Origin of the sequence: Psychrobacter sp. 28M-43 (assembly GCF_014770435.1) — a bacterium.
Classification (GTDB): domain Bacteria; phylum Pseudomonadota; class Gammaproteobacteria; order Pseudomonadales; family Moraxellaceae; genus Psychrobacter.
Genome location: NZ_CP061739.1, coordinates 144,563 through 157,907, shown reverse-complemented (window position 1 = coordinate 157,907; position 13,345 = coordinate 144,563). Strand labels below are relative to the sequence as shown.

The window sequence follows — 13,345 nt, the reverse complement described above, 5'->3', positions numbered from 1 at the left end:
AGGCCGTGTTTGTTTACTCACAAACACGTGCCAATATGATGAGCCTATTTGTGAAAAACCCAATTATTTTTCAAAACATACCCTGCACGTTAGTGACAGGGTTTTTAGGTGCTGGCAAAACCACTGTAATTAATCAGTTACTGGCCTCGAAACCTGATGACGAGCACTGGGCTCTCCTAATCAATGAGTTTGGCCGTATCGGTATTGATGGCGCACTCCTTGCAAGCTCTCAAGATAACGATCTTGAGCAAAAAAATATCGCCATTCGTGAGGTCAGTGGTGGCTGTATTTGCTGCACCAGTCAGCTGCCCTTACAAATTGCAATCAGTCGTCTGCTCAGTGACCATCATGCACAGCGATTATTAATCGAGCCCACAGGATTGGCACATCCACGTGAGCTGATACTACAACTTAGTGCGCCGCATTGGCAAACTGCCCTAAAGATGAATGCAGTGATAACCGTACTGAGTGGCGAGCAGTGGCAACAGATTAAGTATCGTGACCATGATGGTTTTCAAGCGCATGTCCGTGATGCCGATGTGCTGATAATCAATCGTTATACCCAATTAGATACTAGCGAAAAACAGGTCTTGGTAGAATGGATAACCAAGCTAAATTCACAAGTAAAAATCATCTGGGCAGCATCAGAACTAACGGCACCTGAGACAACAGACTCATCAGATGTCCATTCATCAGATAAGTTTGTAGCAAATAAACTTGTAGCAGATGCATACTCGTCTACTTTAAACGACCAACTGAATAAGCCCAGCTCTATCATTTCGAATCAACGAAAAGTAAGTATCTCTAATCCTACAAAATCGATGATTGCTGTACAGTCTCAAGCCAACTCTTTAGCAACTCTGCCATCATCGAGTTCATCTACCGATGAGAGCGAGGCTCAGGCCAATCCTCAGACCAGTGCTGATAGTGATCTGCCCTATCGCTATCATGAAGAGCAGCAAGATTTTCAATTGGCTGGATGGCGACTACCTGCACACTACATACTAAACGCTGACGATTTACAGAATTGGTTGTTAGCATTGCCAAACTGGCAACGTATCAAAGGCGTGGTACATACTTCTGACGGCTGGATGCAGATCAATTTTAACCCTGGTAGTCTAACCACTAAAACTATCGACCCACAGACTGATAGTCGATTGGAAATTATTTTGCAATTAGGCAATACTGTCGATACAAATGCTGTCGATAAAGCTACAGAAAAATCAGAAACTGAGAATGATGCCAAAGCGTCATCAGTATTGATAGATTGGGAAGAGTGCGATCGCGAACTGATGGCACTGGTTATATAGCAACAGACAAAAAAAGGGCGGACATTGCTATTTTATCTAGCAATGTCCGCCCTTTTTTTCAACGCAACTAACTATTTTTTAACGCAATTGACTATCTTTACTACCACGACGGTTAAATAGCTCAGCCGCTTTTGCTTCTTGTTCAAGCTCCGTCTGACAGCTAACGCAGTGCTGAATACCGGGCACTGCCAGTCGCCTTGCCTCTGGAATAGGCTTACCACATTCGTCACACAGCTCAGCACTCACACCTGTCGGTAACGAACGTCGCGCTCGCTCCAACGCATCATTTACAGTTGCATCCATTTGTTCGTGCTCAGCACCATCTCTTGACCAGCCACCTGCCATAATTTTATCCTATTTTTATTCATTATAATTAGACAATGCAAATGTCTTTAATAACAAATAGATGGGGCTAGCTATGGTTAATTGCAACCTGCAATAGTGTATAAAACCGTCAATAAAGAATGACGTAGTTATTTTGACTCAACTTAAAACTTCGCTACTAATCTTTAGGTTGTAGCTCAATCACTTGACCGCGTACGCCAATACTTTCATCACTCATCAGACAGACATAGCCTGCCATGATATCTTCAGGTGTTTTTAAGCTCATAGGGTTTTCACCTGGATACGCATGTGAGCGCATATTGGTACGAGTACCACCTGGATTAACGCAGTTAAAACGTAGATTGGTTGTGTTCTGCGTCTCTTGAGTAAAGATATCACTCATACCTTCTACTGCTTGTTTGGAGAGTGCATAAGCACCCCAAAATGCGCGAGGATGTGTACCTACAGTGCTAGAGGTAAAGACAACAGAGCCATGATCAGCATCTTTTAATAGCGGTAATAGCGCTTGAGTCAGCATAAAAGTCGCAGTGAAATTAACTTTCATCACTTGGGCAAAAGTATCGACGTCATACATCTCAAGCGGCGTCAGTTGTCCTAATACACCAGCATTATGCAATATGCCATCTAACTGGCCGACTTCTTTATTGATTAGCCCTTCGAGCTGCTGCATTTCAGCGTAAGTCGCCCCTTCTAGATTCATCGGCAACATAGCAGGCTGCTTACCACCAAGGCTCTCAATCTCATCGTAGACGTATTCAAGTTTACTACTAGTACGTCCTAACAATAGAACAGTGGCACCATAACGAGCATAGGTCAACGCCGCAACGCGGCCAATACCATCCCCTGCTCCAGTCACTAAAATAGTCTTGCCATTTAAGCAGTTACTTGACGGTACAAAGCTACGAATATCATCATGAGTCAAAGGCTGAATAGGACTTTGAGCAGTTTTTTTATTGTCTTGTGGAACGACTGGTTGGTTATTATTGTCACTCATGGCATTGCTCACTACTTATCATTAAATCGTTGAGGATATGTGCTTATAGTTATAAATTCGATGTTATAAAATTTGTGCTTTAGCTTTATTACTAGCTCTACTAAGGCAGCTTAGAAAATAGCAGTCTATAAATACTCAAACTTACCAGACGATAGCAGTAATTTATTTAACTGCTCAGGCGTATCCGTAATATAGTCGGCGCCCCATTTTTTTAAAGACTTTTGATCTTCAGGTGGAATATATCCATAAGCGGCCAAAATCGTTGGCATGCCAGCGGCGTTGCCAGCTTCAATATCACGCACATGATCACCGACATAGAGCACGCAGCCTGCCGCGCCTCGTGGAATACCCAGTTTTTCCAGCGCCATATACATTGGCTCTGGGTCTGGTTTGGTACGTGATACATCATCTGGACAGACCAAAACCGCACAGCGTTGATCCAGTTGCATCTCACTTAATAGCTTTTCGGCTAAATAACGCGGCTTGTTGGTAACGATACCCCATGGCACGCCCTTTGCTTCAAGTTCAGTCAGTACCGCTTCAAGCGCCTGAAACACGCAGCTATCGACACAGATATCTGCTTCATAATCATCTAAGAACTGCTGACGAAACTCAAGCAACTCTTCCTCGCTGACTTCGAGTTGATCGTTATGTCTTAGCATCAATTGCACCATGGCCGAGGCACCCGCAGAGACTTGCTCGCGGATTTCCGCTTCAGGCGGTGCCTGCCAGTCATTTTCGAGACTCATTTTACCAATGATACGAACAAAATCAGCAGCAGTATCGATTAATGTCCCATCAAGGTCAAATAAAACAGCTTTTACAAATTGGGTCATAGTGAATGCTCTTGAGATTGATGACGTGTTTAGTGAAAGTATGGCAAATAAATGGCTGCGTGCAGCATTAAACCAATGGCTTTTGTACGGCTATCATATAATTAACATCGACGTTTTGGGCAAGCCAGTAGCGTTTGGTCAGCGGATTATAATGCAAACCGATAATATCCTGACGAACAAATCCAGTGTTAAGGGCCATTTTGTCTAATTCTGCTGGCGTAATAAATTTAGCATAGTCATGGGTGCCGCGATCAAGCAACCGCAGTACATACTCTGCACCAACGATGGCAAACAGATAAGACTTAGGATTGCGATTAATCGTTGATAGTACACAGACACCGCCAGGAGCCAACAACTCATAACAAGCCTGCACGATCGAGCTAGGATCTGGCACGTGCTCTAGCATCTCCATACAAGTCACTACATCAAACTGACCAGCATGTGTTTTTGCCAACTCTTCAACGGGTATATGCTGATAACGAAGCGTGCTCTCTAACTGGCTTTGCTCCGCATGTAATGCTGCAGCCTTTAAGTTTTCTGTACCTAAATCAATCCCTGTCACATCAGCACCGCGGCGTGCCATAGATTCTGACAATATTCCGCCGCCGCACCCTACATCGAGTACTTTTTTGCCAGCAAGTCCTTGCTCAGCGGTTTTATTAGCAGCGTCTTGATAACCACGTTTGACGTTTTCTTCTATCCAGTTTAAACGTAATGGATTGATCTCGTGTAGCGTTGCAAACGCCCCTGTATTGCTCCACCACTCACTCGCCAAGTTATTAAATTTTTCGACTTCGCTAGGATCCACGTTGATGGTGTTAGACTCTGTATTATTGAAAGCACTATTATTATTCTGATCACTTGAAGTTGATGAAGAATTTAAAGCTGAGCTCATGGTATATTCCTTGATTGTCACTATCGTTATTATCGTTTACAGTGCACGATTATGTGCTTAATATTAGCATGAGAGTAGCAGTTTTGTCGTAAGCACATCGTCAGCGATTGTGAATAGGCTTAAACTTTACCCTGTTTTTTGGGCAGTATCTTGATATAGAAAAGATACGTATCCTTGTGACAACATCGCATTCTGATACTTTTAAATCTCTTAAATCCTATATAGAAACAAATTAGACGTTTGAGAAACAGTAGGTTCAGAAAGTAACAAGCAATATACCTTAAATAATAGCTAACAGCTTTACAACTATCGGTTAAGAATGCGATTCACAAGTACATACATTTTACGTTATCATAGTCGATACTTTGCTATTGTTCGATTATACTCGACACTGTCTGGTTTAGACGCTTTAAAAGCTATATATTTTGAAGTGTCAAATGTTTAACAACCATATAGACACCAACCTCTTAACCCATTCTAAGTCTCCACACCTCAAGGATAAAGTATGAAACGTGTCATCACACTGACTGGTCTAGCCATGGCCATTGGACTTGCCTCTATGGGCGCACAAGCTGCAGACTATGTCGCTGGAAAAGATTACCGTGTGCTAGACAACCCAGAGAAAATCAGCGGTGATGCTATCATTGTTCGTGAATTCTTTTGGTATGGTTGCCCACATTGTAATGCGCTTAACCCGCACATGGAAAAATGGGCAAAAACCAAAGACAAAGACGTTGCATTCTTTAAGACACCAGCGGCACTTAACCCTGTTTGGGAAGCCAATGCACGCGGTTTTTATGCAGCTCAGCTTTTAGGCTTTGAAAGCAAAACTCATGACGCATTATTTGACGCTATCCATAAAGATGGTAAAAAACTGTTTGATCAAGCGTCACTAAGCAAATGGTATGCATCAAAAGGCGTTGATGAAAAGAAATTTAACAGCCTATATAACTCATTCGCTGTTGGTACAAAAATTGGTCGCTCTCAAGAAGGCGCCAAGCGTTATCAAATCACTGGTGTTCCATCTGTCGTTGTACAAGGCAAATATGTGGTAACTGGTGAAAACGCTAAAGTCGCTAAAGTTGTTGACTACTTAGTTGACAAAACTCGCGCTGAAAAGAAATAATTCAAGCCATAAGTACTTGAATAACTCACATGACGTACGATCTATCTATACGCCATGAACAAAAAAGCCAATCATAAATTGATTGGCTTTTTTGCATCTTAACCTTTTAGCTATACGTCTTTTAATTACTCATTTTCTAACTACTTATCTTTCAACTAATAAAACTTTAATTAATAGATTTCTAGCTTGGTATATAGATGTTATTTCTTCAGCTGCGATAAAATAGCCACTTCACGTATATAACTTGCCAAATCTGCTTTGGATTCTGCTAGCAACTCATCATCTTGCATGTGTTTGGCATACTCTATCCACAATAGTAACTGATACATACTATGGTGCTCAGAAGCTTTATATTGCTTCACAAACTGCTTAAGCGTACCTTCATCATTGATATTCAGGCGCTCGTACCAGCTCTCTATTTTTGAGACTTGCTCTTTAGGAAAAAAGGCATCAAATAATGCCTTTATCAGCTCATGGCGATTTTCTTCAATCATCAGCTTGCCAACACGTTTGGTCTGACGGTTGCGAGCATTGGCGCTAGTAATATCAGCCAATGCCATTAGCTCTGCCATAAAATAATCACTGGCAGGTAAAGCTTTTAGCTGTTTTTTCGATAAGCTAGCAAGCGGTATCGATAACTGCTGCAAGCGCTCATGGGCTTTTTTGAGTTCTGTGCGCGAGACGCGCATGTCCTGTTCTTTCCAGTCAATCATAAAAGCTTTCCAAAATAATAATTAATAAATTAAATAGTATCTGATATCATTACCAACGACTTTTTTCGCGGTGTTTTGCCAATACCTTCACGCCTTTAGGCATGGCCTCAGCAAGGCGGCGTTGTAGATGATCAGTGATAAAAACAGAGCGATGTTTGCCGCCCGTACAGCCTATAGCAACCGTGACCGTATGACGATTATTGTGCAAAAACTCTGGTAGCCAACGGGTCAAAAACTTATAAATATCACCCATCATTTCTGCTACTTCTGGATAATCTGAAAAGAATGCGCCTACCTCAGTATCTAGACCTGTCGAGTCACGTAACTCAGGGTTCCAATGCGGATTCGGTAAAATTCTAACATCGAATACAAAGTCAGCATCGATAGGACTACCGTATTTAAAACCGAAAGACAGTAGATTGATGACAATCTGATTGTCCATGCCTATGTGTTCACGCAAGCTGTCTTTCAGCTGATGAATATTTAGGCTACTGGTATCAATCCTAATATCAGCATGACTAGCAATTGGCTCTAATAGCTCAACTTCTTTTTTGATAGCAGCAGGTAAATTAAAGGCAATATGTTTAGCGTTATCACTATCAATATCTTGTGACATTAGCGGATGTACACGGCGCGTCGCATTGAAACGGGCTATCAGCGTACTCTCTTGTGCAGTCACATATAAGACCTGTACCGCATGAGACCCATAAGTCTCCTTGAGAGAAGCATACGTCACTACAAAGTTAGATAAATCCGCACGTGGCGTTCGAATATCGACACCCAGCGCAATACGATGAATGCCGCTTTCATTGACTAACTTATGAGCAGCATTAGGTAATAAAGACAGCGGCAAATTATCAATAGAGTAATAGCCTAGATCTTCTAAGATATTCAATACTGAGGTTTTACCAGATCCTGAACGCCCTGAGACCACCAATATACTGAGCTTATTCGTAGACGTCTGATCCGCTATCGTTGCTGCTGTATTACTATTTTGATCCTGACTTACACCCATGATCTACTCATCCAAGTCTATTGTGTCTAGTCTACTGCTATGTCATAAAAGCTAATTTACCACTACCAACTGATTGTCTAACAAACGCGCTTTTCCTAGCCACGCTGCAACTAAAATAACGATGTTTTTGTTTTCTATATTAAAGGCTTTAGAGTCACTTACGACAGAACCTAACTCCTCAGTCTTTATTTCCAGATAATCAATAATAAAACCTGCGTCACTAATATGTGTCCGCGTCTCTATTAATAGCTTATCAAATGCTTGCTGACTAAGAACCGTACTTTTCAAACTCTGCGCTAAGTCTTGCAATGCCTCATGTAATACAGGAGCTACTTGACGCTCATCTGCACTTAAGTATTGATTGCGCGATGATAGCGCTAAGCCATCATCAGCACGAACAATAGGTGCACCAATGATATTAATAGGATAACTCAAGTCACGTACCAACTGCTTAATGATAGCAAGCTGCTGATAGTCTTTTTGTCCAAATACTGCCACATCTGGTTGTACGATATTGAATAATTTAGCGACCACAATACCAACACCATCAAAGTGTCCAGGACGTGATTGACCACATAACTGATTGGCAATAGCACCAGCCAACACCGCAGTAGGTGGTGGTAATACTGGATACATTGCATCAATGCTAGGTGCAAACACGTAATCTGCATTAACTGTCGCAAGCTTGGCCACATCTGCATCTAATGTACGTGGATAGCTATCAAAATCTTCCCCAACGCCAAACTGAGTAGGGTTAACAAAGATACTGACCACCACTACATCTGCATGCTGCTTGGCAATTCTTACTAGCTCAAGATGACCGTCATGCAGATTACCCATCGTTGGTACTAACGCAATGCGCTGCTGACGGCCTTGTTTGTCATTTTGCTGACCACGATAAGGCTGAAGCGCTTCACGTAGTGACGAGATATCATGATAAATAATTGGAGACATGATTACTTTTCTTCTATTCAAACGTTCTTTTTTCAATAGCTTAAACAACTTTAATAACGTCAAAATCAGCTAAATTGGTGCTGCCCAGTCGGGAAGCTACCTTTACGTACTGACTGCTGATAGAGCGCAAAAGCACCTTCGATACTGTGTGCGCTATTACGCTCATCGGTTAAGAAGTCATGGACAAAACGTGGCACTCGGCCATGCGCCATACCTAGCATATCGTGCATAACCAATACCTGACCATCAGTATCGGCTCCAGCACCAATACCGATAACTGGCACGGCAACGGCTTCAGTAACGGCTTTTGCAAGCGCGGCTGGAACACACTCTAGTACTAGCAGTGCAGCACCTGCAGCGACAACTGCTTTGGCGTCAGCAAGCAGTTTATCAGCCGCTTCATCACCGCGACCTTGAATTTTATAACCGCCAAACACGTTGACTGATTGCGGAGTCAAACCAAGATGTACACAAGTTGGTGTACCTGCTTGCGCCAAGGTCGTTACCAATTCACACAGCTCGCTACCACCTTCGATTTTTATGACATGCGCCCCTGCTTGCATCAGCGTGCGGCTATTAGCAACGGCTTCTGGCAATGTCACATAACTCATAAACGGCAGGTCAGCCAATATCAACGCATGCTTGTTACTACGGGCAATATTGGCAGTGTGATAAGCCATATCATTGACTGTCACAGGTAATGTCGAGTCATGGCCTTGTACAACCATGCCCAAGCTATCCCCAATTAGAATCGTGTCAATTTCGGCTTTTTCCATCATTCGTGCAAACATCGAGTCATAACAGGTCAAGCACGTGAACTTGGTACCGTCTTTCTTAAATTTATTTAGAGTAGATAATGTCGTCATATGACCCTCAATTAATCTGCAATGCCTTTGATTATCAATATTGCTACTATAAGAGCTATGCTTGAAATACGTTAGATGAATCTTTCAAACATTTAACGTCTATCACTTAGCATCAATTACTTATAATCAATCGCTTGATAGTAATATTAAACCTGTCCAATCGCGACTCTGTGAATAGTCACTTATCAACTTACCTGCGATGGTTAAGTTTGGTGCCAACTCTCGCAGTGGTATTAAGACAAAATTGCGCTCACTTAAACCAGCGTGCGGTATTGTCAGTGTTGGATCAATAATCTGTGTCTCGCCGTATAGCAAAATATCAACATCTAGACTACGTTCACCCCAACGACGCAAACGTGCCCGCTTGGCCATACTCTCTAACTGCTGACAAAAAGCAAGCAGCTCATAAGGGGTAAGTGTCGTTTCAAAACCAGCTACTGCATTAACAAAATCTGGCTGATCTTGCGGACCCATCGGTGCTGAAGCATAAAAAGAAGAGACACTTACTTCACGTACCTGCTCATGTGCTCGCATTACTGCAAGTGCCTGCTGCAAATGATCGGCAGGCGAACCTAGCTCATTAGCGAGGTTGCTACCCAAGCCCACATAACAGGTAACCCAGTTACTATTATCTGTACTGTTATTCATATTATGCGCTTTCAGTACTAGGCTGACGGCGGCGGCGCTTCGATGGTACAGGGCCTTTGTTATCAGTTACTTTCACAGCAGGCATCTGATCATTCGTATCTTGCTTCGCTTTAGCAGCCTTTGTAGTACTTGTTTTCACCGATTTCTTTGCTCTCGCAGGTGCAGCGGTTTTTGCCGCGTCTTTGCTACCTACTGACTTTACACTTTTAGTATCGCTTTTATCAGTCGATTCAACGGCAGGTTTAGGCGCTTTTTTTGTATACTTCGCTGCTGGCTGTGCTTTGCCATTACTACCCTTCGCATCGCTATTGCCTTGTACTTCGATATTGCTCGTATTGTCTACAGTAGGTTGACGACGGCGACGCTTATGCGGGATCGGCTCGTTATTCATACTGACTAACGCAGGTGATCTTGCGATCGAGCGAGCTGGTCTAGCCTGACTAGCTGACGCTTGAGCTTCTGGCTGGTTAGTCTTAGACGGCTGAGTGCTACTATCTACGCGTTCAGACTTAACCACTTGCTTTGGTGCATCTTGATTGGTTGATGCTGGCTTTCGCACAGGTGCTTTACTACGTTTCGACGTATCATCAGCTGACAGTTGCTTCTGCAATGGCGGTACAACGTTCTCGTGCTCGATAACAAATAACGGCTTAGGCTTTGCCTGTTGATTTGCCGATTGTTTGTTATTAGCAAGAGACAACTGCTGCAACTGAGCAAGCTCGTTATTGTCTTGCTCTATTTGCTGCACGCCGTGTCTTCCGCTGTCATTGCGACTAGCTTTAGATTGGCTGGCAGCACGGCGACGACGGGCTGGAATATTTGACGAATCATTTACCATTGTTTGATCATTTCCACCTTTTTCAGCACGGTCATCGGCTTTATTTTGCTTTGTACTGTTCTGATTAGGTGTTGCGTTATCAGTAGTCTGTGTTTTTGATTCTTGACGATTACGTCCGCGACCACGTTGCCCTTTTTTATAAGCGCCTCGGCGAATATTTTCATCAAACTCATCAATCGCTTGCTGCTGCTCTTGTTCAGACAAGGTCTGATACGTCTGCCACCAGTCACCCATATCGTTGGTTGACTCTGATAGCGGATGCTCAGCATCGCCACATTGCTCACGCAATAACAAAAAGTCAAAGCCAGCACGGAAACGTGGATGCTCAGATAGCTGAACGATTTGCTTGCTACGCGGGGCTGCAAGTTTTGGCTGCAATATCCAGATATCACGGATAAACTGCTCAGCAAACTTCGGAATAGCGGTTTTGATACGCTGACGGTCGATGACTTTGCCAGCCGCATGCATTTGCGCTTCGGCAAACGGCATATTGCGCTTCTTAGCTTTTGCCAATTGATGCAGATAGTTTTCCCATAGTAAGGCAGCATAGAAGAACGCAGGGTTGATACTCTTGCCCGCTGCAATACGCTTATCAGTATTGATAGCTACCTGATTGACTAAAGCACTTGGCTCAGACGGTGGATAGATAATGAGACTATCAATCGCACCTGATTCAAACAATAATGGCAATAGGGGTACTAGATAGCCACCGGTAAACATCTTTTGCGTTTCATCATAGAGACGATGCGGTGATATTTGCTCAAGCAGCGCCCAGTTCCCATCATTAAATTGAGCAGACAACGCTTCATCAAACTCAAAACCTAACTTGGCTTTGAAACGTAAGGCACGTAACAAGCGCACAGGATCTTCTTCGATACGTACTGGCGCATTGCCCAATAGACGAATGATTCTGTTATCAATATCATCAAGCGCGCCGCAGAAATCATGAACGATGCCTTTGAGCGGTTGATAATAAAGCGCATTAATAGAGAAATCGCGACGGGAGAAATCTTGTTGGATATCGCCCCAAACATTGTCGCGCAGAATCATACCGTCTTGATTGGTATTAGCATCACTGGTTGGTGGACCACGGAAAGTAGCAACTTCGATCAACTCGCGACCTGAATATACATGCGCTAACTGGAAGCGGCGACCGATAATGCGGCAGCGCTTGCCAAAGACATCTTTAATCTCATGCGGCTTGGCATCGGTGACGGCATCAAAGTCTTTCGGGCGCAGACCTAGTAAAGTATCGCGCACACCACCACCGACGATATACGCATCAAACCCAGCACGGGTCAATGTGGCAATCACTTCAGTAATGGAATTGGGTAATTCAGATTTGTTCAGTTCTAACTGCTTGGCGGCACGCTCGGCCATGCATCTACTCCTCGCCGGTATTCTTTAACTACCCCTGAATAACACAGCGTTTATCAGGCGGATGTACCCGCTAGTTTAACAAATTTTGGACCTACTGGGGGTGTTATGACATTTACTTACATGCTATTTTGTCAATATTGGGGTTAATTAATGCAAAACACCATAATTAATCACGCACGCTTAAACGTCTTTGGTTTTTCTCGACTGTTTTTGCACCGATACCTTTCACCTTTGCCAACTCATTCACCGTCTTAAAATCGCCAAACATGTCACGATATAAAATTATCGCCTGCGCTTTACTACTGCCGATACCATCTAACGACACTAGCTCACCTTCATTAGCTCGATTGATATTGATAACTTTCTGCTCACGCGCTTGTGTGATAGCTTGTTCTTTTTCTATTAAATATTTATAGGCACGCTGAGGGTCGTCAAAACAAGGATCTGCATTTGCATTACTGAGTGCGACCACAGACAATAGGAGACTAAAAGCGGTGGTCGTCAGTAAGTTGGCAAATGAAAATTTACGATGAGCGTTCATGTTGTTTCGCCGCTTCCCACAGTGCATCCATTTCTGTTATATCGCTGTCTTCGATACGCTTGCCAGCAGCAGCCAATTGAGTTTCAATGTAGCCAAAGCGAGATTTAAACTTGTGCACGCAGGTTAAGGTTGCTGTCTCTGCATCCAAATTTAATTTGCGTGCAACATTGACCAGTGCAAACATACAGTCGCCTAATTCCTTTTCGACCTCTCTGACGTTAGCTTTAACCTCAGCTGTAGACTTATCTGTTAGCTCATGTTTTAGCTCGGCAATCTCTTCATCTAGCTTATCCACTGCCCCTGCAATACCTTCCCAATCAAAACCCAATTTTGACGCTTGCTTTTGTACATCTTGCGCCTGCATCAATGCGCTACCCGCTTTGATTTGATCTAAGCGACGCTTTGATTTACCACGTGCTTCGCGTGCCTGCTGCTCCTCAAGCTTGATTTCGTCCCAGCGTACTTTTACTGCCGCATCGTCTTTGAGCGTTTCGGCTTCAAACACATGCGGATGACGGCGAACCAGTTTTTCTTGTAAGGTCGTAATGACATCACTCATATCAAAGCGCCCTTGCTCCGCATACATCTGACAATGAAACACCACTTGCAGCAGCACATCGCCAAGCTCACCTTTGATGTCCTCATCATCATCGCTTTGTACCGCTTCGCCTAGCTCATAAGCCTCTTCGATGGCATACGGAATAAGGCTATGGTTGGTTTGCTTTTTGTCCCACGGACAGTCTGCCCTTAGTCGTGCCATCAACGCTAACAAATCATCAAGCTGGCCAGTAGCGTCTGGAGTTCCTTGCACGGGCTTGGGCACGGTAATTTTATTGTCTGAAATACTCATAAGGATGGCTCTTATCGTTTTATGTGTTGTTTGC

14 protein-coding genes are annotated in these 13,345 nt (G+C 43.4%); 2 read left to right on the top strand and 12 right to left on the bottom strand.

Features of this window, described 5'->3' with window-relative positions:
• The first annotated feature begins 50 nt into the window (after window positions 1-50).
• Complete coding sequence (locus IEE84_RS00685) at window positions 51-1,310, top strand: CobW family GTP-binding protein (protein WP_224737813.1); 1,260 nt, start codon at window positions 51-53, stop codon at window positions 1,308-1,310.
• A gap of 78 nt (window positions 1,311-1,388) precedes the next feature.
• On the opposite strand, the gene IEE84_RS00680 is transcribed toward IEE84_RS00685, so the two are convergent.
• The 4 genes from IEE84_RS00680 to ubiG all read right to left on the bottom strand — a co-directional run bounded on the left by IEE84_RS00680 (window position 1,389) and on the right by ubiG (window position 4,380).
• Complete coding sequence (locus IEE84_RS00680; protein ID WP_101204603.1) at window positions 1,389-1,655, bottom strand: DksA/TraR family C4-type zinc finger protein; 267 nt, start codon at window positions 1,653-1,655, stop codon at window positions 1,389-1,391.
• A 157-nt stretch (window positions 1,656-1,812) separates the two neighbouring features.
• Window positions 1,813-2,649 (bottom strand): YciK family oxidoreductase, encoded by an 837-nt coding sequence (locus tag IEE84_RS00675; protein ID WP_224737810.1) that lies wholly within the window; start codon window positions 2,647-2,649, stop codon window positions 1,813-1,815.
• Between the two features lie 125 nt (window positions 2,650-2,774).
• The gene (locus IEE84_RS00670) at window positions 2,775-3,485 is read right to left on the bottom strand and encodes an HAD family hydrolase (protein ID WP_191114535.1); all 711 of its coding nucleotides are present in this window, start codon (window positions 3,483-3,485) and stop codon (window positions 2,775-2,777) included.
• Window positions 3,486-3,552: 67 nt separating this feature from the next.
• Complete coding sequence (gene ubiG, locus IEE84_RS00665) at window positions 3,553-4,380, bottom strand: bifunctional 2-polyprenyl-6-hydroxyphenol methylase/3-demethylubiquinol 3-O-methyltransferase UbiG (RefSeq protein ID WP_191114534.1); 828 nt, start codon at window positions 4,378-4,380, stop codon at window positions 3,553-3,555.
• A 505-nt stretch (window positions 4,381-4,885) separates the two neighbouring features.
• Between ubiG and IEE84_RS00660 the strand changes: the two genes are divergently transcribed.
• Window positions 4,886-5,506 carry a thiol:disulfide interchange protein DsbA/DsbL gene (locus tag IEE84_RS00660; RefSeq protein ID WP_057757933.1) on the top strand — a complete coding sequence of 207 codons (621 nt, stop codon included), beginning with the start codon at window positions 4,886-4,888 and terminating at the stop codon, window positions 5,504-5,506.
• Between the two features lie 200 nt (window positions 5,507-5,706).
• Here the strand turns inward: IEE84_RS00660 and yjgA are convergent, their stop codons facing one another.
• From yjgA to mazG, 8 genes are all read right to left on the bottom strand, one after another.
• Window positions 5,707-6,219 (bottom strand): ribosome biogenesis factor YjgA, encoded by a 513-nt coding sequence (yjgA, locus tag IEE84_RS00655; protein WP_057757930.1) that lies wholly within the window; start codon window positions 6,217-6,219, stop codon window positions 5,707-5,709.
• A 49-nt stretch (window positions 6,220-6,268) separates the two neighbouring features.
• Window positions 6,269-7,234, bottom strand: coding sequence for an RNase adapter RapZ (gene rapZ / locus IEE84_RS00650; protein ID WP_191114533.1), 966 nt, complete (start codon window positions 7,232-7,234; stop codon window positions 6,269-6,271).
• A gap of 51 nt (window positions 7,235-7,285) precedes the next feature.
• Entirely contained in the window at window positions 7,286-8,188 is a 903-nt protein-coding gene (gene panC, locus IEE84_RS00645) for a pantoate--beta-alanine ligase (protein WP_191114532.1), read from the bottom strand.
• Between the two features lie 65 nt (window positions 8,189-8,253).
• Window positions 8,254-9,054, bottom strand: coding sequence for a 3-methyl-2-oxobutanoate hydroxymethyltransferase (panB, locus tag IEE84_RS00640; protein WP_191114531.1), 801 nt, complete (start codon window positions 9,052-9,054; stop codon window positions 8,254-8,256).
• Window positions 9,055-9,180: 126 nt separating this feature from the next.
• Window positions 9,181-9,702 carry a 2-amino-4-hydroxy-6-hydroxymethyldihydropteridine diphosphokinase gene (gene folK / locus IEE84_RS00635; protein WP_191114530.1) on the bottom strand — a complete coding sequence of 174 codons (522 nt, stop codon included), beginning with the start codon at window positions 9,700-9,702 and terminating at the stop codon, window positions 9,181-9,183.
• Between the two features lies 1 nt (window position 9,703).
• Window positions 9,704-11,920 carry a polynucleotide adenylyltransferase PcnB gene (gene pcnB, locus IEE84_RS00630; RefSeq protein WP_191114529.1) on the bottom strand — a complete coding sequence of 739 codons (2,217 nt, stop codon included), beginning with the start codon at window positions 11,918-11,920 and terminating at the stop codon, window positions 9,704-9,706.
• A 166-nt stretch (window positions 11,921-12,086) separates the two neighbouring features.
• Window positions 12,087-12,461, bottom strand: a complete 375-nt coding sequence (locus tag IEE84_RS00625; protein WP_191114528.1) for a ComEA family DNA-binding protein — start codon at window positions 12,459-12,461, stop codon at window positions 12,087-12,089.
• A complete protein-coding gene (gene mazG, locus IEE84_RS00620; RefSeq protein ID WP_191114527.1) occupies window positions 12,445-13,311 on the bottom strand; it encodes a nucleoside triphosphate pyrophosphohydrolase in 867 nt (288 codons plus the stop codon). Before mazG ends, IEE84_RS00625 begins: the two co-directional genes overlap by 17 nt.
• Window positions 13,312-13,345 lie beyond the last annotated feature (34 nt).

Excerpts from the sequence above, each read along its gene's own strand:
- yjgA (WP_057757930.1), bottom strand. The coding sequence starts at position 6,219 with ATGATTGACTGGAAAGAACAGGACATGCGCGTCTCGCGCACAGAACTC.
- IEE84_RS00625 (WP_191114528.1), bottom strand. The coding sequence starts at position 12,461 with ATGAACGCTCATCGTAAATTTTCATTTGCCAACTTACTGACGACCACC.
- IEE84_RS00680 (WP_101204603.1), bottom strand. The coding sequence starts at position 1,655 with ATGGCAGGTGGCTGGTCAAGAGATGGTGCTGAGCACGAACAAATGGAT.
- rapZ (WP_191114533.1), bottom strand. The coding sequence starts at position 7,234 with ATGGGTGTAAGTCAGGATCAAAATAGTAATACAGCAGCAACGATAGCG.
- pcnB (WP_191114529.1), bottom strand. The coding sequence starts at position 11,920 with ATGGCCGAGCGTGCCGCCAAGCAGTTAGAACTGAACAAATCTGAATTA.
- panC (WP_191114532.1), bottom strand. The coding sequence starts at position 8,188 with ATGTCTCCAATTATTTATCATGATATCTCGTCACTACGTGAAGCGCTT.
- folK (WP_191114530.1), bottom strand. The coding sequence starts at position 9,702 with ATGAATAACAGTACAGATAATAGTAACTGGGTTACCTGTTATGTGGGC.
- IEE84_RS00675 (WP_224737810.1), bottom strand. The coding sequence starts at position 2,649 with ATGAGTGACAATAATAACCAACCAGTCGTTCCACAAGACAATAAAAAA.
- mazG (WP_191114527.1), bottom strand. The coding sequence starts at position 13,311 with ATGAGTATTTCAGACAATAAAATTACCGTGCCCAAGCCCGTGCAAGGA.
- IEE84_RS00660 (WP_057757933.1), top strand. The coding sequence starts at position 4,886 with ATGAAACGTGTCATCACACTGACTGGTCTAGCCATGGCCATTGGACTT.
- panB (WP_191114531.1), bottom strand. The coding sequence starts at position 9,054 with ATGACGACATTATCTACTCTAAATAAATTTAAGAAAGACGGTACCAAG.
- IEE84_RS00670 (WP_191114535.1), bottom strand. The coding sequence starts at position 3,485 with ATGACCCAATTTGTAAAAGCTGTTTTATTTGACCTTGATGGGACATTA.
- ubiG (WP_191114534.1), bottom strand. The coding sequence starts at position 4,380 with ATGAGCTCAGCTTTAAATTCTTCATCAACTTCAAGTGATCAGAATAAT.